Annotated in this window: 14 protein-coding genes; 3 read left to right on the forward strand and 11 right to left on the reverse strand. The window is 46.0% G+C overall.

Going from position 1 to position 20,919, the window contains the following annotated elements; all coding sequences use genetic code 11:
* Positions 1–31: 31 nt before the first annotated feature.
* Together gyrB and QUA36_RS02635 are read left to right on the forward strand one after the other, a co-directional pair.
* Entirely contained in the window at positions 32–3,277 is a 3,246-nt protein-coding gene (gene gyrB, locus QUA36_RS02630) for a DNA topoisomerase (ATP-hydrolyzing) subunit B (RefSeq protein WP_333455388.1), read from the forward strand.
* A 248-nt stretch (positions 3,278–3,525) separates the two neighbouring features.
* The gene (locus QUA36_RS02635) at positions 3,526–4,242 is read left to right on the forward strand and encodes a heme oxygenase (biliverdin-producing) (protein ID WP_333164570.1); all 717 of its coding nucleotides are present in this window, start codon (positions 3,526–3,528) and stop codon (positions 4,240–4,242) included.
* Positions 4,243–4,386: 144 nt separating this feature from the next.
* On the opposite strand, the gene QUA36_RS02640 is transcribed toward QUA36_RS02635, so the two are convergent.
* Positions 4,387–5,052 carry an S-layer homology domain-containing protein gene (locus tag QUA36_RS02640; RefSeq protein WP_333455390.1) on the reverse strand — a complete coding sequence of 222 codons (666 nt, stop codon included), beginning with the start codon at positions 5,050–5,052 and terminating at the stop codon, positions 4,387–4,389.
* Between the two features lie 120 nt (positions 5,053–5,172).
* On the reverse strand, positions 5,173–8,730 hold the full coding sequence (gene mfd / locus QUA36_RS02645) for a transcription-repair coupling factor (protein ID WP_333455392.1): 3,558 nt from the start codon (positions 8,728–8,730) through the stop codon (positions 5,173–5,175).
* 424 nt (positions 8,731–9,154) lie between these two features.
* Here mfd and QUA36_RS02650 point away from each other — a divergent pair, with 424 nt between their 5' ends.
* The gene (locus QUA36_RS02650; protein ID WP_333164579.1) at positions 9,155–10,486 is read left to right on the forward strand and encodes a hemolysin family protein; all 1,332 of its coding nucleotides are present in this window, start codon (positions 9,155–9,157) and stop codon (positions 10,484–10,486) included.
* Positions 10,487–10,553: 67 nt separating this feature from the next.
* On the opposite strand, the gene QUA36_RS02655 is transcribed toward QUA36_RS02650, so the two are convergent.
* The 9 genes from QUA36_RS02655 to QUA36_RS02695 form a co-directional block, all read right to left on the reverse strand.
* Positions 10,554–11,888 carry a hypothetical protein gene (locus QUA36_RS02655; RefSeq protein WP_333455394.1) on the reverse strand — a complete coding sequence of 445 codons (1,335 nt, stop codon included), beginning with the start codon at positions 11,886–11,888 and terminating at the stop codon, positions 10,554–10,556.
* A 6-nt stretch (positions 11,889–11,894) separates the two neighbouring features.
* Positions 11,895–13,220: a hypothetical protein gene (locus tag QUA36_RS02660; protein ID WP_333455396.1), complete on the reverse strand. Its 1,326-nt coding sequence runs from the start codon at positions 13,218–13,220 to the stop codon at positions 11,895–11,897.
* Positions 13,221–13,233: 13 nt separating this feature from the next.
* A complete protein-coding gene (locus QUA36_RS02665; protein ID WP_333164584.1) occupies positions 13,234–14,466 on the reverse strand; it encodes an SGNH/GDSL hydrolase family protein in 1,233 nt (410 codons plus the stop codon).
* Between the two features lie 4 nt (positions 14,467–14,470).
* Positions 14,471–14,635 (reverse strand): DUF5989 family protein, encoded by a 165-nt coding sequence (locus tag QUA36_RS02670; protein WP_193973035.1) that lies wholly within the window; start codon positions 14,633–14,635, stop codon positions 14,471–14,473.
* Positions 14,636–15,043, reverse strand: coding sequence for an SxtJ family membrane protein (locus tag QUA36_RS02675; protein WP_333164587.1), 408 nt, complete (start codon positions 15,041–15,043; stop codon positions 14,636–14,638). It lies immediately after the preceding gene.
* Positions 15,044–15,174: 131 nt separating this feature from the next.
* Positions 15,175–17,151: a carbamoyltransferase gene (locus QUA36_RS02680; RefSeq protein WP_333455399.1), complete on the reverse strand. Its 1,977-nt coding sequence runs from the start codon at positions 17,149–17,151 to the stop codon at positions 15,175–15,177.
* Between the two features lie 169 nt (positions 17,152–17,320).
* On the reverse strand, positions 17,321–17,806 hold the full coding sequence (locus tag QUA36_RS02685) for a hypothetical protein (protein WP_333455401.1): 486 nt from the start codon (positions 17,804–17,806) through the stop codon (positions 17,321–17,323).
* A 161-nt stretch (positions 17,807–17,967) separates the two neighbouring features.
* Positions 17,968–18,888, reverse strand: a complete 921-nt coding sequence (locus tag QUA36_RS02690) for an NAD(+) kinase (RefSeq protein ID WP_333164594.1) — start codon at positions 18,886–18,888, stop codon at positions 17,968–17,970.
* A gap of 347 nt (positions 18,889–19,235) precedes the next feature.
* Positions 19,236–20,894, reverse strand: coding sequence for a hypothetical protein (locus QUA36_RS02695; protein ID WP_333455403.1), 1,659 nt, complete (start codon positions 20,892–20,894; stop codon positions 19,236–19,238).
* Positions 20,895–20,919 lie beyond the last annotated feature (25 nt).

Raw genomic sequence — 20,919 nt, forward strand, 5'->3', positions numbered from 1 at the left:
CTTTAGGCCTCATTATTGGAGCTATTTTTGTATGACCAGCAGCTACAGCGCCGACCAGATTCAAGTTCTCGAAGGTCTCGAAGCAGTCCGTAAACGGCCGGGGATGTACATCGGTACCACCGGCCCGCGAGGACTCCACCATCTAGTTTACGAGGTTGTGGACAATTCCATAGATGAGGCGCTGGCTGGCCACTGCACTCACATCGAGATTGACATCAACGCCGATGGTTCCGTTACCGTGACAGACGACGGCCGGGGTATTCCGACCGGCATCGTTGCCAAGACTGGCAAATCGGGAATAGAAACAGTAATGACTGTACTTCACGCCGGCGGTAAATTTGGCGGTGGTGGCTACAAGGTTTCGGGAGGATTGCACGGTGTAGGTATTTCTGTTGTTAACGCCCTGTCCGAGTGGGTAGAAGTGACAGTTTGGCGCGACCAAAAAGAACATTTACAGCGCTACGAAAGAGGCAATCCAGTTACTGAACTTAATGCCAAGCCCAACAAAGGCACTCGCACCGGCACTTCAGTTTCTTTCTTGCCAGATACTCAAATATTTAGCACAGGCATTGAGTTTGATTACACTACACTCGCCGGGCGCTTGCGAGAATTGGGTTACTTGAATGCGGGCGTGAGAATTACGTTTAGCGACCACCGTTTGGAACTGCTCAAAAGTAGCGAACCTCGCATCGAAACATACTGTTATGAGGGCGGAATCAAGGAATATATTGCCTACATGAACCGCGAAAAGCAGCCTCTGCACGAAGAAGTGATTTACGTGCAAGGAGAACGCAACAACGTGCAGATAGAAGTGGCTTTGCAGTGGTGCGTCGATGCTTTTAGCGACAATGTTCTCGGTTTTGCTAACAACATTCGGACGATCGACGGTGGCACGCACTTAGAAGGTTTGAAGGCTGTTTTGACGCGGACGATGAATTCGATCGCCCGCAAGCGCAACAAAATCAAAGAAAACGAGCCTAACCTCGCCGGCGAAAACGTTCGCGAAGGTTTGACAGCAGTGATTTCGGTCAAAGTCCCAGACCCGGAATTTGAAGGCCAAACTAAAACTAAACTGGGCAATACCGAAGTCCGGGGAATTGTCGATTCCTTGGTAGGCGAAGTATTGACAGAATATTTAGAGTTTCGCCCCCAAGTAGCCGACGCTATTTTGGAAAAAGCAATTCAGGCATTTAAGGCCGCTGAAGCAGCCCGTCGTGCCCGCGATTTAGTCCGCCGCAAATCAGTCTTAGAATCGTCTCCTTTGCCTGGAAAATTAGCGGACTGTAGCTCCAGAGACCCCGCCCTGTCTGAGATATACCTGGTCGAGGGCGATTCCGCGGGGGGCTGTTTTTTTTCGTCTCAAGAAATAAAATTAGCTGACGGTACGACAAAAACTATCAAACAGATAGTTGACGAACAAGCAGAAGGCAAAGAACACTTTTGCTACACCATTCGCGAGAGTGGAAACATCGGGTTTGAGCGAATAACTAATGCTCGGATGACTAAAGCAAATGCTGAAGTTGTCAAACTGACATTAGACAATGGGGAGACAATAACTTGCACTCCCGACCATCCATTCATGTTGCGGGATGGCACTTACAAAGCAGCCGCCATGCTGACACCGGAAGATTCATTAATGCCGTTCCACAGCAAGTTGTCGGAAAAAACCAAACAGGGTCAGGGACTTAACGGTTACGAAATGGTTTGGAATCCCAACAGTGATAAGTGGATTTACACCCATCTTTTAGCGGATTTCTACAACCTGAAACACGGCGTTTATCTCGCATCTGACGGCAATCACCGCCATCACGTTGACTTTAACAAACTCAACAACAATCCGACAAATATTCAGCGATTGCCTGCTGAGGATCACTTGGCTCTTCACCGCGCGAACCTTGAGAAAACCTTGCACAGGCCCGATGTCATTGAAAAGAGCCGTCAAGCTCACATGACCGATGAATTTCGGGCGATGATGAAAGAGCGGATGCGGCAGCCCGAAACGCGACAAATTCTTTCAGAACAGGCGAAAGCTCAGTGGGAAGATGAAGAGTATAAAGCTTACATGACGAGCAAGTGGCGGGAGTTTTACGATACTGATGAAACTTATCGCCAGCAGAATAATGAACTGCTGAACCAAGCCCAGCAAGAGTATTGGAGTTCCGAAGAAAACCGTTTGGCTCAGTCGGAACGGGTTCGCAATCATTTTGCTAACAATCCTGAAGCGCGGCAGACTAATTCGCAATTTGCGAAAGAGCAGTGGCAAGATGAGAATTTGTTGGACTGGCGGCGCGAAAAAACTAAGGAACAGTGGACGCCGGAGTTTCGCCAGAAACGTAAAGAAGCTTTGAACGAAACTTATTACCGCAAAACTCTTGAAGCTTTGAAGGCTGTTGAGATGAAAATGGGGTGGATTGATGTTGATTATTACAATATCTACCGCCGCACGAAAAAAGATAAGTGTTTGTTGAAGTATGAGAGTTTTTGCGATCGCTACTTTAATGGTGATGCACTATATGCTCGCCAAGCGGTTCGGAATTACAACCACCGGGTTGTCAAGATCGAACATTTGGAGGAGCGGTACGATGTCTACGACATCGAAGTGCCCAACAGTCACAACTTTGCATTAGGGGCGGGAATTTTTGTCCATAACAGTGCCAAACAAGGGCGCGATCGCCAATTCCAAGCAATCCTGCCTTTGCGCGGTAAAATTCTCAACATTGAGAAAACCGACGATGCCAAAATCTACAAAAATAACGAAATTCAATCGTTAATTACAGCCCTGGGTTTGGGCATCAAAGGCGAAGAATTCGATCCGGGTCAATTGCGGTATCACCACATCGTAATTATGACTGACGCTGACGTGGATGGTGCCCACATCCGCACGCTATTGCTGACTTTCTTCTACCGCTATCAGCGGGCACTTGTAGAACAAGGTTACATCTATATTGCTTGTCCTCCTCTCTATAAAGTGGAACGGGGACGCAATCATTACTACTGTTACAGCGATCGCGAAATGAACAATCTCATCCGCAATGAATTTCCGGCGAATGCTAACTACACCATTCAGCGGTTCAAAGGTTTGGGTGAAATGATGCCGACACAGTTGTGGGATACGACGATGAACCCAGAAACTCGGACGCTGAAACGGGTGGAAATTGAAGACGCTGCTGAAGCCGATCGCATCTTTACGATCTTAATGGGCGATCGTGTCGCCCCCCGCCGCGAATTCATCGAAACCTACGGCCCCAAACTCAACCTCCTCGACTTGGACATCTAAATTAGCCATTAGTCGTCAGTCGTTAGCTAACAGCTAATAGCTGAGGACTAATGACTAAACTTTTGCGGCCCTGATGCCTTCTGCCCTTTCGGGCGATCGGACATCAGGGCCGTTTAATTTCTCTAGGTTTTGTTATAAAAATTAATACAATCTCTCATCAAATCGATCTAAGGTAAACACTTAGGTAAATTTTAGATTTTTGGCGCATCCATCAACTACCACAAAAATAGAAGGTTGGACAATATAGCATGAGCATCAATTTAGCGACCAAATTGCGTGAGGGAACGAAAAAGTCCCACACAATGGCAGAAAACGTCGGTTTTGTCAAGTGTTTTTTAAAAGGCGTTGTAGAAAAAACTTCTTACCGGAAGTTAGTAGGAAACCTCTACTTTGTCTACTCGGCAATGGAAGAGGAAATGGAACGCCAAAAGCAGCATCCGGTTGTTTCAAAAATTAACTTTTCTGAGTTGAATCGCAAACAAAGCTTAGAGCAAGATTTATTTTACTACTACGGTGCGAATTGGCGGGAACAAGTAGCTCCGTCAGCCGCAGCTAAAGCTTATGTGCAGCGCATTCACGAGATTTCTGCGACCGCACCGGAACTGTTAGTAGCTCACTCTTACACTCGCTACCTTGGCGATTTATCCGGCGGACAAATCCTCAAGGGAATTGCCCAGCGCGGGATGAATCTTTCCGAGGGAGAAGGCACTGCTTTCTATGAATTCCAGGATATTCCTGATGAAAAAGAATTCAAAGCTAACTACCGTCAGGCAATGAACGAACTGCCGATTGACGAAGCAACAGCAGAGAGAATTGTTGACGAAGCTAATGCAGCTTTTGGCATGAACATGAAGATGTTTATGGAGTTAGAAGGCAATTTAATTAAAGCTGTCGGTCAGATGCTTTTCAATACCCTGACGCGGAAGCGCGGTGGCGCCAGTACCGAATTGGCTACTGCTGATTGAGTTAAAGCTCACTGGGGATAATTTGAGCCTCGTTTAAGAGGAAAAACTTAAATCCTGGGGGTTTGATGGCTGCTTTTACAGTCACCAAATCTCCGGGATTTTGCATTGTGGGCGATCGACTTTTTAACTCACAACTCAACACTATCACCTTCCCACCCCGCGATCGGGAGGCTCCTCGTCCGGGACAGGCAAAGAAGTGGGTCTTACTTGCCGCTCCAAATACTTGCTCAAAGCGTAAGCGATATCCCCACGAGTCATCGGTTTCAAAGGATTAATCTTATTAGTTGCCAGATCAATGTTAACAAACCCTTCATAAAGTGCAGTAGCCATAGACTTTCTAGCCCAATTAGGGATTTCGCCTGCATCTGGATAGTTAGCTAAAATTTCGGAAATGCTGGGATCGGGAAATTGAAAAACCCCGTAAGCTTGAGCAAAAATCGCCAAAGCTTCAGCGCGAGTCACCTTTTGATTTGGGAAAAACATTCCGTCGCGATATCCGCTCATCGTTCCCGTTTTCAAAGCAGTTTGAATCGCACTGTAAGCCCAGTAACTTTTCGGTACATCCGGCAATTCCCTATCCGGTTTCTGAGCGGTTTTCCGCCGTTCCAAACCAAAAGTTTTTACTAAAATCATCGCCAAATCGGCGCGACTGACAATGCCATCAGCATTAAAATTACCACTAGCATCTTTATTCATCAATCCTGCACTCACAACCCTATCGATCGGGTCAATTATTTGTTGAGATTGAACCGCCATTGGTACTCCTTGCGCTAGCGCTATCGCCCAAAAAATAATCACTAACTTTTTCACGATTTTAATCCTTTCTGTCGCTAAAACCATCATGAAAACAGCAGTAATATTTTTTATGGTTCCATCGGTATTATTCTGTGGTTTCGGCGGTGCGCGAGATTTGGGGATTATATATTAAAATCAAAGATTGGATTCCGGCAAAGCGCCCTGCATTTTACCCAGCCAATCAATCAAATTATCCAATTGCTTTTGGGCCGTCAAAACCGCCATACCCCGAATAGTAACCTTCCCCTTGCTGTAGACAAAACGAGAGCGCAAATGTTCCGGCAAATTAGCCTTGAGCAAATTCCAAGCAGGCTCTTCCATCGCAGTTTCCAAAACTATGTTCTGCTTATTCTCCGGTTTGATCCGAGAAAAACCGATTTTTTTAGCGATTTGTTTGAGTTCGACAACACGGATAAGTTGCTGGGCTGGCAGAGGAATTGGCCCATAACGATCGCACCAATCAGCCTGAATCTGCTGTAACTCTTCTGAGTTATTAGCAGAAGCCACAGATCGGTAAGCGCTCATCTTTTGATCCAAATCTGCGATGTAATCGGCAGGAATAAATGCCGTCAAAGTGAGGTCGATTTGCGCGTCCTCAACTTTCGGAATTTCCTGACCCTTAATTTCCCGAATAGCCTCCTCTAACATTTCAGCATACAAATCAAAACCGATCGCCTCCATTTGACCCGACTGTTCAGTACCCAAAACATCACCCGAACCACGAATTTCCATATCTCGCACAGCTAACTGATAGCCTGATCCCAACTGCGCGAACTCTTGAATTGCCCGCAGCCGCTGCCTTGCAGCATCAGACAGTTGGTTCTGCTTCGGATAAAACAGCCAAGCATGAGCTTGAATCCCCGCGCGTCCCACCCGTCCCCGCAACTGGTAAAGCTGACCCAAACCAAACTTCTGCGCGTCTTCAATTAAAATGGTATTTACTCGCGGAATATCCAAACCCGACTCAATAATCGTCGTGCACACCAAAATATCGAAATCTGCCGCACTGAAAGTCAGCATGACCGATTCTAATTCCGAAGCATCCATTTGACCGTGGGCGATCGCAATTCTGGCAGACGGAACCATCTCCTGCAACTGAGTGGCCAACTCATCAATCCCCTCAATCCGCGGCACCACATAAAACACCTGGCCGCCCCTGTCCAATTCTTGACGAATTGCCGATCGCACCGTTTCCGGGTTATAGGGAGCCAAATGCGTCTGAATCGGGCGCCTGCTGGGAGGCGGAGTCGAAATCAAACTCATCTCGCGAATCCCCGACAGCGACATATACAAAGTCCGGGGAATCGGCGTTGCTGTCAGAGTCAGAACATCTACCTCTGTTTTGAGAGATTTAATTGCTTCCTTTTGCTTAACTCCAAACCGCTGTTCTTCATCCACCACCAACAAGCCCAAATCCCGAAATTTAATTGCCTTGCTCAAAACAGCTTGAGTACCGACAATCACATCTAATTCCCCAGTCGCCAAACGCTTGTGAATCTCCCGGCGCTCGGTTTCTGTGCGAAAGCGATTGAGCAAACCAACTTCGATCGGATAAGGGGAAAAACGCTCCGAGAGCGTGTGATAGTGCTGTTGGGTCAAAATCGTCGTCGGCGCGAGCAAAGCCACCTGCTTGCCCGCCGTAACAGCCTTAAAAATTGCTCTCAGAGCAACTTCTGTCTTACCAAAACCAACATCGCCGCAGACCAAGCGATCCATCGGTCGATCGCCCTCCATGTCGCGTTTCACATCCTGAGTTGCCTTCAACTGATCCGGGGTTGGTTGGTAAGGAAAAGAATCCTCTAATTCTTGTTGCCAAGGCATATCAGGAGGAAAAGCGTAACCTGTTTGTTTAGCTCTTTTAGCATAAAGATTCAGCAAATCCACTGCCAATTTTTTAACAGCTTTGCGAACCTTTGTTTTAGTTTTTTCCCAAGTTTGACCTGTCAGCTTGTTTAAATCCGGTACTTTATCGCCTACAGTCCGAAACCGCGACAACGAGCCCAATTGATCTGCCGCCACCCTCAGAGTACCGTCAGCGTATTGCAGCACCAAATATTCGCGAGTTTCGCGATCGATCGTCAAGCGTTCTAACTTGAGAAATTTACCCACTCCGTGCTGGCGGTGAACCACATAATCACCAGGGCTTAATTTATTCGGGTCTACTTGCTTAGAAGCAGCGCGGCGGCGCTTGCGGACGTAGCTAAAAGTAGCCAAAGAATGCTGACCGTAAAATTCCCGATCGGTAATTAAAACAATCCGAAAAGTCGGCAGAATAAAACCTTCCAATTCTGCTAAACCGCTGTACTTCAAAGCAACCGGAACGTGCTGCAATTGCAACTTATCGATCGCCAAATAATCGCGCGGATTCACCACAAACTGAGCCGGACAGTCGTGTTCCGACAGCAGAGAAACCGATCGACTCGGTTGAGCAGAAACCAGAAAAATGGTAAAACCCCGATCGCGCTCTTCCCTGAGCATTTGAGACAGCTTCGCAAATTGGTGAGGCATCACCGGCACAGGCCGAGAAGCCAAATTAATCGCAGACGGTAGCTGGTCGCCCTCCGCAGAGCTTTGAAGTTTTTTAGCCGTAGAATCTTCTGCCAATTCTGAAAGTTCTAGCCTCTCGAAAGCTGCGACATCTGCCATAGATTCAGCAAAAGTTCGGTGAATTTTCGGAACTTTCAAATTAGCAATTGGCAACTTTTCTGTTCCCGCCTCAGCAACTGCCGATTCCCGATTGCAATTATTCCACTGTTCCTGTGCATTCTCATACCAGCGGTCGCTGTGACCTTCGCACCCTTGCGGTTCGTCAATAACAACTAAAGTATTTTCTGTCAAATAATCCAACAAAGATGCAGGTTGCTCGAACGCTAAACCCAACAGTCTGCGGACAAATTTTTCGGCTTCATTTTCTGGATCTACAGAGCCTAGTTGGTTAATTTCGTCAATATTTTTTTCAGATAAAACTGCTTTAATAATTGTGTTAAAATTAGTGGGAGTTAAAACTAATCGATCTACCTTATCGAGCGATCGCTGCGAAGATGGATCGAACTCCCGAATTTGCTCCAAATCATCCCCAAACCACTCCAGCCGCACTGGCAACTCCGCCGCTACCGGAAAGACATCGACAATATCGCCCCGGCGACTCCACTGGCCCTCCATTTCCACCAGATTCACCCGATCGTACCCCATCGATACCAGTTGACGATCCAGTATCTTTGAGTCTTGAACCGCACCTCGCTTCAGCGTCAGACAGTAGGGTTCAAAAGCATCCGGTGGGGGCAAGTGAGACTGGAGAGCTCTTTCGGTAGCTACAATCGCGATCGGCTTAGAATTAGCGTTTGTTTCTCGTTTCTCGACCAAATCCGCCAGCACCTGCATTTGTCCCCAAGTCATTTCGTTCTCGTCGGAGTAAGATAGCTCGTAGGGAGAAGCCTCCGAAGTTGGGTAAAAATGCACAGTCTGCCAGCCCATAGCCTCCAGCCCGGCCACCCAGCGGCCGGCTTCTTCTAGAGTTGCCGTCACTACCAGTAAACTACGCCCTTCTTGCTGTGCGAGGGCGGAAGCTACTAAACCTTTGGGCAAACGGGCTACGCCGGACAGTTGCACGTAGCGATGGCGCTTGAGCTTGTTGAGGAGTTCTGTTGCTAGGGGCGATCGCCCCAGGGTACGAATTATTGAAGAGAAAGTCATGCGCTTTTAATTTTAATCCCTGATCGGCGAAGGCTCTTTCCCTTTGCCTGTTAAGGAGATTGTACGACAAACATCCATGATTGTGCCGCTCTGCTGTTGAGGCCTGGGAACTTAACTGGAGATAGATTTCTGCTTTAATATGTCGATCCTGCGATCGTGATCAAGCCAGTTCCGTTAATCTAGTGACAGGTTTAGAAAAAATTTCGATTTTGCGATCGAGATTCGCAGCTTCCAGACCTCTCCTGTGACTGCACCCAAAGACGGATACCCTGCCACGTACTCAAGTTGTGAAGATCGAAAAATTTTAGACATTAGGGAAATCCCCCAGATACTGGCTGCGGAGTCAATCTAAAATCTAAAATCTAAAATCTAAAATCGACTAACCGGGCAGAGCGCTTCGCCGTTACTACCGAAAATTTTAGAAATGTCCCCAAGTACCGATATTCTGATTGTTCTCCTGCTAATTTTCCTCAATGGCTTGTTTGTGATGTCAGAGATGGCCATCATCTCTGTACGCAAGGTGAGACTGCAACAGATGGCCAACCAAGGTTCGATCAATGCCCGTGTAGCCTTGGATCTGGCTAATGCCCCCAATCAGTTCTTGCCGACAGTTCAAATCGGGATTACGATGCTGGCCATTCTGTCGGGCGCTTTCGGAGAAACGACAATTGCTAAAAGGGTAGAGCCTTTGTTACGCATGATTCCGGCCCTCGCGCCTTATGCTCAGACGATAGCCTCAGTAGTAGCAATTTTAACGATCACTTATCTGACCTTAATTATCGGCGAACTCGTGCCAAAGCGGCTGGCGCTTAACAACCCAGAGCCGATCGCCTCAAGCGTAGCAATTCCCATGCGAATGCTCTCAAAAATTGGCGCTCCTGCGGTTTATCTGTTAAGTTATTCCACTGACTTAGTGATGCGACTGATGAGGATATCGCCCTCGACAGAACCGCAAGTTACAGAAGAGGAAATTAAAGTTTTAATCGAGCAAGGAACAGAAGCCGGAACCTTTGAAGAAGCCGAACAAGATATGGTGGAAAGAGTGTTTCGTTTGGGCGATCGGCGAGTCAGCGCCTTAATGACCCCGCGTCCAGATCTTACCTGGCTCGACCTCGACGATTCAGTGGAAGAAAATCGCCAAAAAATGCTCGGCAGTGGTCATTCTCGGTTTCCCGTTTGTCAGGGAGGGCTCGACAACGTTGTCGGTTTAGTACACGTTACTGATATGCTGTCTCGGACTTTAACTGGTCAACCCCTAGATTTAAGCGCTTCTTTACGACGACCGTTATTTGTACCGGAAAGCACGCGGGGTTTAAAAGTATTAGAACTTTTCAAACAATCTAGCAATCAAATTGCCTTGGTAGTAGACGAATACGGCGTCATTCAAGGATTGGTTACAGTCAACGACATTTTAGTCGAACTCGTGGGCGACTTTCCCTCGATTGAAGATGCTGACGAGCCAGAAGCCGTCCAGCGCGAAGACGGTTCTTGGCTATTAGACGGAATGCTAGCAGTCGAAGATTTTTTTGAGATATTTGGAATCGAAGAATTGTCAGCAGAACACAAAGGAAGTTACCACACAATGGGCGGTTTTGTGATTACAAATTTGGGCAAAATTCCCACAGCAGCCGAGCATTTTGAGTGGAACGGTTTGCGCGTGGAAGTAGTCGATATGGACGGGAACCGAGTTGATAAAGTCTTGGTAATGCCGATCGACTCAGCGGGCGATAGACCTAGAACCCAACCAAAAACCTAAAATTTGAACTCACGGGTAAGGTGCGCTAGGCGCACCCTACATCAACCATTCAGCGGATATTTCAGACCTACTTCTTTTTGCTCCTAGGCTGATCTTTCCGCAAAGATTCCAGAATAGAACGGCCCACATAATTGCTAAAAACTACCTCTCCAGCTTGATTGTAGTGGCAGCAGCTATCTACATAAACAGCCTCTTTAGTCTTGTCAAAAACATTGACAGCATTCACTAGATTGATATTATTTTTTTCCAAATTAGGAAACTTTTTGAAAAGAGCCGGATATCCAATTTCCACAGCTTTAGCATAAGGAGTATCCTTGTTAAAAGCAATCTGCTTTTCGGCTTCACCAAACACCCTTTTTGTCTGATAATATTGATTAGGCTGAAGAATATGAAAATAAGGTACATTACTAGCAGACAGAACTTTGTGCATAAAAATTGAACTTTTTGCCCAATTCAACGCCATTTCTTGAAAAGCTACCGAATCCTGTAAAACTGACTTATTAGTATTGATATAAATAACACTGCCACTGTCATCTTTTTGTTGTTTAGTTCGTTCTTTTTCAAACTTAATGACATCGGTTTTATAGTTATTAACTAGATTTTGAACATAAACAGAAGTCAAAGCATCGCACGCAGCTAAAGAGCAGTGTTGCAAACGTTCCAAACCCTGATTAATCCTAGCTTTATTTTCTTGAATTCTGATAGTTGCTTTCATCGCTTTGAGAGAAAGGCTATTATTCGCCAAGCTAGTCAGCGGCAAAATATGCTGAATGCTTGGCATCGCCAAATCGACTTGATTTTTATTGTTTAAGTTAGAAAGTGCTACTTCATTAAAACCATCTATATTCACAACCAGATCCAGTTCTTGTCCTAAAGCCAAAAAATAATTTAGAATTAATAATTGCTGGGGTTGTTTGTAGCCTCCGGTAGCAAAAGACAAAATTACAAATTCTTTATCTTTCAAACCCGGAAGCTGCTTGAGGTATTGAGGTAAAATTTTGTTTTGAACTTCAAACACTCCATAATTAGAAGCCACAGAACCGCCAAAAACTCCGATAATAAATTGATTTTTCTTGGTTTTTTTCAAAGGGTAATCGTAAGGAGATATAAATCCGTAGTTGTTAACCTTAAAACCAGGTCTAAAATCAGCGCTGGGTTTTTGAATAAACCCAAAAAAAGGATGAAACCTTTCAACAATAGACTGATTCAGCCGCACTCCTTCTAAATTAATTCCTAAAGCCGACTTATCTTGCGTCTTTTCCCTAGTATAGAAAAATTGCTTGTGCTTGACAAAATACCATGCCAAGGAGCCAAGTTCCAGGAAAAACAGTAAAAACGCTAAGTTAATCAAAGCAATTTTTAGAAATCCTTGTCCTTTTTTGATAAAGTTTAAATCTTTCATAAATCTCTATTTCGACTCTCTTACTACTTTAATAATAGAACTAGAAACATAGTTTGCCAATACTTCGTCTCCGACTGAATTATAGTGGCAGCAGGCATCTTTGTAAACTGTCTCTTTTGTATTGTCTAAAATATTCACTGCGCTAAAAACATTAACCCCAGCTTTTTGCAAATCACCGACTTTGGACAACAATACCGGATAACCTTTTTTCACACCTTCAATGTAAGGGCTCTTCTGGTCGATCGCGATTTCGTTTTCCTTGGCGGTAAACGCTCGCTTAGTGGGATAATACTGGTTGGGCTGGATAAAGTGAAAATACTTAATCTTTCTACTTGATAAAATTTGATTCATCCCGATCGACGATTGGTACCACATCGATGCCATTTTGTCAAAAGCAGCGGCATCCTGCAAAACAAAGTCAGCTTTGGGAATATATACTATACCGCTATTTGCCGTGTCTGGGTTGGATTGTTTGACGAGCGAATCGTACTTGACAACTGCTTGCTGATAATTGTTGACTAATTGTTTTACCTGTAGCGAGGTGACAGCGTGACACAAAGCAAGTTGACAAGTTTGCAATTTGTCAATACCTGCCTTCAATTGTTTTTTGTTTTCGTTAATTTGCACGATCGAACTCATCGCTTCCGGTGACAAGTTGTTGTTGGCTAAACCAGTCAGAGGCTTTATGTGCTGAACGCTGGGCATTCCTATTTCTACTTGGGCTTTGTTGTTTAAATTTGACAGTGCTACTTCGTTAAAACCGTCAATATTGATGACTAAATCTAACTCTTGACCCAAAGCCAGAAAGTAATTTAAAATTAATAATTGTTGGGGCTGTTTGTAGCCGCCATTGCCAAAATTTAAAACAATAATTTCCTTGTTGGCGAATTCTGGATAAGTCTTCAATTTGTTAGACAATCTGCGAGTTACGTATTCGTCAACTGCAAAATTATTCGCAACTGAACCCCCAAAAACTCCGATAATAACTTGATTTTTATTGGTTTTAACAAACGGATATTCGTACAGTGAAAAAAAGCCTTGTTTGTTGACTTTTAACTTTAATTTTTCATTAGTGAAAGCACCTTGTTTGAGTACATAGCCAAAAAGTGGGTGCAGTCTTTCTACTATAGACTCATCAAGTCTAACGCCGCTCCTTTCAATATCTTCTACTACTTTTTCTTTGGCTTTAGTTCGGGTATAAAAAAACTGCTTTTGGTTGATAAAATAAAAAGCTAGCGACAAAGCTTCCAGACAAATAAAGGCGATCGCCAAATTAACCGCGATTATAATTAATATATTTTTGCCTTTTTTAAGCGCCGTTGAATCTTTCATGAAATTTGACTGATTACGGTTGTATGTTGGGGACTGGAGACTGCTTCAATGTTTCGCACAAATTTCGGTTAATCAGGATACTAGCCAGCCGATGTCCGAGTTCATTCCAGTGACCTCCACATGGTACAGAATTCTCAAAACCGTGGGCGCAGACTTGATATTTTTCAGTGTAACCTTGGATCTGTTCGGATAAATTCAGTACCCGAAAACCCTCGCGCGCGCCCAATTTTTCCAGCCGCCTATCGGGATAAAACAAATCCTGAATGTTGTTCTTTCTCATAAAATTTTTTCGCCTCTGGGCCTCTGGTCTAACTTGCATCGGATCGCCGATTGTCACAAGCAAGAAATCAGCATTTTTCTGCACGACTTCATTCCGCATCGTCACAATCAAACCCTCTGTCACCCTCCAAGCCTCTTCCCAAGCTGCATTTTGAGGTTCCTTGAGGTTCAGGGTACTTAAAGTGGTAAAATCCTCAGACAACTCGCGCTTTTTCCTTTCTAAGTCTACTTTCTTAATGACCTGCAAAATGCGCGAATTGTTGACGAGAAAACTGGGCATCCTGTCTACAAATGAAACTGCTCTTTCGTTGCGATCGATCGGCGCCAGATTGCGAAAAGACATATCCGGCACTAACTTGCCGCTAGCATCATAAGCAAAAAATGGTCGGTAGCGATCGTATTCCAATTGCGGCGAATTGTTAATTATATCATTCCCAATAAAAAAAGCAAGAATTACAATATCAGGATTGTAATCCCACACTTTTTCTCGCAGCATTATCAATTCTTGAGCAGTACCGTAACCCTGCACCCCGAAATTCATGACCTCAACATTTTTGCGTCCCTTAACAGCTTCGCAGTTGCCTAACTTTCGTTCCAATTTTGACCAGAAAGTTTGTTCGACAGGTACGTGAATTGCTTCGGTGAAAGAATCGCCCAAAACCGCGACGCGCAAAGTATTTGGAGGCTTGGCTTTTGTATGTTCACGATCGCGCAAACCCTCGCTATTCACCTGCACAAAACTCGCACCTTCCTCATTCCACTCCCCCGATGCACCAGGTTTCAGCTTCCAGCCCAAATTCGGATCGGAAGTGTGGAAACGAGTTGGCGCTGACTCTACGAAATCTCCTATTTTTGGATAGCCTTCAATCCTCGCTACCCGCAATCCAATTTCACCAATTACCACCCCCATCAATAAACTACAGAGTGTCAAACTTAAATTGACACCCAAATTCTTCAACTTGCTCATTCTTTCAAAACAGCGTGTAAATAAACGGAGCAATTACAGAACCCTGACTCAATACAATCAAAGCTCCCAAAAATACTAAAGTCACAATTAACGGTATCAGCCAATACTTTTGGCGTTCTCTCATAAACGCCCACAAATCTTTGAGAAAATCTAAAGTTGCTTCAAACACTTAAAAAGGACGCTCCATACTAACTTTGGTTCTTGCTTTACTGGGGACGCGGTAAGTATCCATTTTTGGATTCAGTTTTCGCCGCATTGCATCTTCGCCAAACAGGCTTTTGATAACTCCCATCGGCCAAATTATCAGGTAAAAAACTATTCCTAAGACGATCGGCGTTTCGATTTTGTTGAGAATCAGTCCAAAGCGCATCCATGCGTGATAAACGGGATTCAGCGATTTCGGCGCAACCAATCCTAGCAGCACTAGCACTCCGCCGATTGCCCAAGGCCACCAAGGTAGAGAATGCCGCCGCAGTAGAGGTACTGCTAAACCGAACAGCACTGCAATCAAGCCACCAATTAGCAGCCCGAAATCGCGCAAGCCTTTTTTGTCGAGTTTTTTAATTTCGTCGCTCATGGGGAAGAAGGAAGAAGGAAGAAGGAAGAAGGAAGAAGGAAGAGGGAAGAAAGAAGAGGGAAGAAGGAAGAAGGAAGAATGACAATTGCCAACTAACAACTCACAACTGCCCACTGCCAACTTACTAATAATTAATCTAGTTCAAATTCATTTTTCCAAGCATCATCTTGTTTCCAAGGAATTTGTTCGGACTTGGGAAGCAAGTAATTTTCCAAAACCAGATAGTCCATTTCGGTTCGCATGAAACAGCGGTAAGCATCCTCTGGAGTGCAAACAATGGGTTCGCCTCGGACGTTGAAAGAAGTATTTACCACAATAGAACAGCCCGATCGCTTTTCAAAATGGCTGATTAAGTCATAGTAGCGAGGATTGGTTTCTTTGTGAACAGTTTGAATGCGAGCCGAGTAATCGACGTGGGTGACAGCCGGAATCTCCGATCGCGGAATATTGAGCTTTTCAATGCCAAACAACTGCTCTTGTTCGGGAGTCATCGGAATACGGAGACTGGTTTTGACAGGTGCTACTAATAGCATATAAGGGCTAGAATGGTCAATCTCGAAATAATCCGCGACTCGTTCGGCTAAGATTGACGGCGCAAAAGGTCGAAATGATTCCCGATATTTAATTTTCAGGTTCATCACGGACTGCATTTTAGCACTGCGGGGATCGCCAATGATCGATCGACCGCCCAGAGCCCGCGGCCCAAATTCCATCCGCCCTTGGAACCATCCCACCACATTTCCCTGTTCCAAAATTTCCGCCAACTGCGGCATTAATTCGGCATCGTCCAATCGGTGATAGCTAGCTTTGATAGCATCCAAATATTCGAGAATTTCTGCGTCAGTAAACCTCGGCCCCAAATATGAGCCGCGCATTTGATCGTGACAAGTTAAATGAGCAACAGACTTCGCCACAGTTGCCACCGCTGGGTTGGCAGTGAGAACTTCAGTCCTCTCCTCAACCGCTGCGTTTGTAGTGATAAGTTCAGTCTTGAGGGATTCTATACTATCTGCTGTCGAGTTGGCGCTCACAGTGCGAGTTTGTTCGCAATACTGATACCAAATCGCCAAAGCCGCACCCAAAGCACCGCCTGCATCTCCCGCCGCCGGTTGAATCCAAATATCTTTGAAAATACCTTCCCGCAAGAGTCGGCCGTTAGCAACACAGTTGAGAGCAACGCCGCCGGCAAGACAAAGATAATCGACATCCAATTCTTTTTTAACTGTTCTACAAAGCCGCAAAACAACTTCTTCGGTAACAACTTGAATGGAAGCTGCAATGTCCATTTCTCGCTGAGTCAATTTTCCTTCAGCTTGGCGCGGCGGCCCTTCAAATAGTTCGTCAAACTTCTTATTTGTCATGGTTAAGCCAACAGTATAGTTGAAATAATCCATGTTCAAACGGAAAGTTCCGTCATCTTTGAGGTCGATTAAATAGTTGAGAATCTTGTCTACATACTTGGGTTCGCCGTAAGGAGCTAAACCCATCAGTTTGTATTCGCCAGAGTTGACTTTGAAGCCGGTGTAGTAGGTGAAAGCTGAATAAAGCAAACCCAAGGAGTGGGGAAAATCGATTTCCCACTTAGGTGTCAGTTGGTTCCCGTCTCCCAACCAAACCGAGGTTGTGGCCCACTCGCCCACGCCGTCGAGGCACAAAACGGCTGCTTTTTCAAAGGGGCTGGGGAAAAATGCCGATGCTGCGTGGGATTGGTGGTGTTCGGTAAATAGCAGAGATGGCAGTTTATTTGTTTTGCAGTTTGCTATTTCTGCCAGATCTCTTTTGAGCATGGTTTTAAGGTAAAGCTTTTCTTTGAGCCATATCGGCATGGCGGTTAGGAAAGAGCGAAAACCTTGGGGTGCGTAGGCTAAATAGGTTTCGAGAAGGCGCTCGAATTTGACTAAAGGTTTGTCGTAAAAAACTATTTGATCGAGTTCCCGCAAATCTATTTGCGCTTCTTTCAAGCAATAAGCGATCGCATTCTTAGGGAATCTGGCGTCGTGCTTTTTGCGGGAAAATCTTTCTTCCTGCGCTGCTGCTATAATTTCTCCGTCACGAATTAAGGCTGCGGCGCTGTCGTGATAGTACGCCGAGATTCCAAGTATGTTCATCGCTCTCCTCACAAATCGCAATGCGTTTGCTTTTGACTATTTAGAATAGCTAACGATTATAGCTGCTTCAGTGCTGATTGGGAATTGAATTTTGCGATCGCCTCTAATTTTACCTGGATCGATGTCGGTGGGCTGCCCTCGGACGATCGGCTGTTAGAGAGCATTTAAGCTAGCGCCGGCTTATCCTGCGCCCCCAAGCTCTGAAGTAAGTGACGACCGGGAATTGATAAAATTCACCTACCAACCACAGCACAATGCCTAAATGCGACAAAAAAGCTAAGCCTGTCCAAGCTGCGGGCAGCCACGACAACCGGCTGCCGGGAACCGGGGGAAAATAGTAAGCTGAAAGTCCCAGCAAGGTAGTGGGAAGGAAAATTAGACCAACAGCCGCTGCCAAGTAGGGCCATCCGAATTCTACGCCTTCGAGGTGGGCTCCTATCCACTGTTTGCCGTTCCAGTGCCAAGTTACGGGCGGTTGGCGATCGGCCATTTGGAGCGATTGTCTTTCAACGCTTGCGGTATAAATGTGCTGGCAGAAGTTGCAAGCTAGCGCGTCCATCAGTGCTAGGGTGGAAATTTGACCGGTGCGGCACACGGGACAGGGATATGTATCTTGAGGGTTGAAAGGTCGGGTTGATTTTTTGGAAATCTGCATAGATCAGGCTGTTTGTCAAGATAATGAGCGATCTTAACAAAGTACAGAGATTATGGGTTGGCTGATGGCGGTTTTTGTATCTAGATTGTTGGTGAGTTAACAGTTTTTTTTACGCTTACCTGTCCCAAGGGTTAATGCAGTTTCATTGTGCATGATTGGGATTAATTGCGGTGATTGTTGCTGTACCGAATTCTGGCTCCTGCCCAGTGAAGTTTTTCCCTCAAAGTGTTGAAATAAGAATAGTTTTCCCGCAAAATGATAAACTTGGCTTCGCAGTCTGCCCTCCGCACGTCTACGCGCTGTCCTGGCCAAATTGCCGTACCCAAAATCCCGTCTGTCCAAAGTTTGGTACTGAGTTCGTAATCTGCTAAAGGCCAAATGCTGACGACTGAACCGGGCGGCAGGACGATCGCGCGACTGGATAAACTCAAAGGGCAAATCGGAGTAACTGCGATCGCCTCCATTCCTGAGTGCATAATCGGCCCGTTGGCAGATGCAGTGTAGCAAGTCGAACCGGTGGGAGTTGCCACAATTAAACCGTCGCCTTGATATTGATCGACTACTTCGCCGTCAACTTCCATTTCTAGAATACAGCTCGGCATTCGATCGGCTGAAGCAGGTTTGACACACATTTCATTTAGTGCCAAAAATCGATCGCTTTGGGGTTCGAGATTGCTTCTGTTTCCCTCAAAAACTGTTGCCTGCAACATCATCCGCTTCTGCACAGCATACCTATCTTCCGAAAGTCTGTCCCAAATCTCCTCAGTATTTTGGAAATCCTCAAAAGACTCGGTTAAAAAACCCAGATGTCCCCCCACATTCGCTGCCAAAATCGGGATGCCGTCAGCAGCCAAATTCCGCGCGGCAGCTAGGGCCGTACCGTCGCCGCCCAGCACCACCGCTAAATCAATTGGGCTGTTAATAGAAGCTAAAAACACCGGATACGGGTTATCTTTGGGGCCACTGGGCCCCATTAAAACCTGACACCCGCGACTTTCTAATTGGCGGGCACACTGTTCTGCCCACCGCTGGCTGAGGGTATCTCTGGCTTTGTGGGCGATAATTACTTGTTTTAGTTGCACAACCTATCGATTTTAGATTTTAGATTTTAGATTTTCGATTGTTAGATTTTAGAGTGATCTCACAATCTATCGATTTTGGATTTTTGATTGTTAGATTTTAGGCTGAGTGAAATATCTTAAAATGTTCGATCGCACAAATTGATTTTGGACATCAGGTTAGATTTTAAACTATTTTTGAGCATTGCGAGGCAGAGCCTGTGGATCGGCGTTACCAGGATTTGCCTGGTAAAAAGAAAGCCGGGAATAAGAAATATTATGACTGCATTTCCACATCTTCCTTCTTCCTGACATCCGTTACATCCGTTACATCCGTTACATCCGTTACAGAATCCGTTGCCGAACTTCCTTCACCCGTCGCTGCGGCTGGATTTGGGCCGTGGCCAGATAATGCTGGAATCGGCAGCGAGTAGGCTAGAAACTGCGATCGCCCCAAAGCGGTTGAGGTGGCTGGGGTCAACAAAATAGTCATTGCGGCCCGGCCACCGCTGCGACAAGTCGCGGAAAGCGAAGCCTTTTTGCCGGGAGAGTTGCTGCATTCGCTGCCGGAACTGCTGTTCTGCCCGCAGGCGGGTTCCGTCTAAGTAGTCATTGGTGAGGGGCAAATTAACGAAAATCAGGGGAATTTTGCGAGCTTTGGTAAATGCTACAACTGAATTAAAGGCTGTTGCTTGTTTGCCTCCGAGGTTGAAGTTTTCGTAGTCGCGATCGTACTGGCCTGAAACGTAAGCGCGTTGTCGATAATAAGTGTTGGGATTGTACTTGCCCGACATAGCCATGAATCCGTTGGAGTCGATCGAATCTGCCAATTGGTTGAGTTGTCTGATGGCTACTGTTGTCGGCCGCGAGACTGGAATCAATTGTGCTTGAGGGGTTGCTGCATCCGCTGCGATCGGTTTTAACTCATATCTTGCAGCATTCTCAGCAACGGGGAGTTTGCCGATTCCACTAGACAGGAATTGGATTGTGGGTTGGGTGTTAGCAACGGGCAGTTTGCCCGTTCCACTAGACAGGGATTTGATTGTGGGGAATAGGGGATGGGCATCTTGCCCGCCCTTGAAAGGTTGATCTACAGAGGTAAATGCTTTGCGGAAATTGTTGTTAGCGCAGGGCTGCGGGAATCTGTAACACATCGGAATCTCGTTGAATTCATCGGACAGCAGTTCGGGGCGAATGCCTGCTGCTAAAAGTTGGCTGCCTTCAGAATCGACGATCGAATTAAAAGTGCGATCGTCCCGGCCGCTGTTAAATGCCCGCACGCCGTCTGCCCAGATAATCATTTGAGGCAAATGACCGGGCTTCAAAAGCCGCCGCAGTTGAAAGTCAACTACTTGTGCAGTTGCGCCGTTGACTGAAAAGTTAAATACTTTTAAGCCCCGCCGACCTCTTTGGGCCAAAGATTGTTTTAGCTGTTTGGGATCGACGCCCTGCAATGCGCGGGAACTGCCGACAATCAAAACATCTGGTGGGCCGACTGTGGCAACGTAGGATAGGTAAAGTTCGAGTTGTTCGTTGAGTAAATCGCTGCTGAAGCTGACTGTACTGGCTTGCGATCTGGTTGCGCTCGCTTGCTGCTGGGAATAAACCAGGTTTCTCATGTACTCGATTACTTTTTTCTCCGCAAACGCCCGTCTGGGACTGCCGGGGGGAACCGCTTGCATCCAAGCGACGGCCTGCACCCACAGGGCGGCTACTTCGTCCCAGTCTTGTTTTGAATTGGCGGATTGAGCCAAATTAGAAGCTTGGGTGGCAAAGTTAACTGACTCCGTGAAGGCATCGTTTTGCGGGCATGAGGGAACGCTGAGGGATTTTTTGGTTTTGTTGGAGTTTTGAGCTAACAGAGACGTTGGGGACTGCGCTAGGACGGCGGATTCGATCGAACCCGATGGCGCTGCGGAGTTGGGCGGCTTCGTTGACGAACATCCCAAAGTTACGGCTAATACAGCGGCTGCGGCGCAGGTACGTTTTAAGATGCTGGTGCTGATGCTAGCAATGTAGCGGCGAATCATAAAGCTTTCAGCGATCGCGAAACAT

This window comes from Microcoleus sp. Pol10D4 (assembly GCF_036701555.1).
Taxonomy (GTDB): domain Bacteria; phylum Cyanobacteriota; class Cyanobacteriia; order Cyanobacteriales; family Microcoleaceae; genus Microcoleus.

Excerpts from the sequence above, each read along its gene's own strand:
- QUA36_RS02685 (WP_333455401.1), bottom strand. The coding sequence starts at position 17,806 with ATGCAGATTTCCAAAAAATCAACCCGACCTTTCAACCCTCAAGATACA.
- QUA36_RS02660 (WP_333455396.1), bottom strand. The coding sequence starts at position 13,220 with ATGAAAGATTCAACGGCGCTTAAAAAAGGCAAAAATATATTAATTATA.
- QUA36_RS02635 (WP_333164570.1), top strand. The coding sequence starts at position 3,526 with ATGAGCATCAATTTAGCGACCAAATTGCGTGAGGGAACGAAAAAGTCC.
- QUA36_RS02665 (WP_333164584.1), bottom strand. The coding sequence starts at position 14,466 with ATGAGCAAGTTGAAGAATTTGGGTGTCAATTTAAGTTTGACACTCTGT.
- QUA36_RS02680 (WP_333455399.1), bottom strand. The coding sequence starts at position 17,151 with ATGAACATACTTGGAATCTCGGCGTACTATCACGACAGCGCCGCAGCC.
- QUA36_RS02675 (WP_333164587.1), bottom strand. The coding sequence starts at position 15,043 with ATGAGCGACGAAATTAAAAAACTCGACAAAAAAGGCTTGCGCGATTTC.
- mfd (WP_333455392.1), bottom strand. The coding sequence starts at position 8,730 with ATGACTTTCTCTTCAATAATTCGTACCCTGGGGCGATCGCCCCTAGCA.
- gyrB (WP_333455388.1), top strand. The coding sequence starts at position 32 with ATGACCAGCAGCTACAGCGCCGACCAGATTCAAGTTCTCGAAGGTCTC.
- QUA36_RS02655 (WP_333455394.1), bottom strand. The coding sequence starts at position 11,888 with ATGAAAGATTTAAACTTTATCAAAAAAGGACAAGGATTTCTAAAAATT.
- QUA36_RS02650 (WP_333164579.1), top strand. The coding sequence starts at position 9,155 with ATGTCCCCAAGTACCGATATTCTGATTGTTCTCCTGCTAATTTTCCTC.
- QUA36_RS02695 (WP_333455403.1), bottom strand. The coding sequence starts at position 20,894 with ATGATTCGCCGCTACATTGCTAGCATCAGCACCAGCATCTTAAAACGT.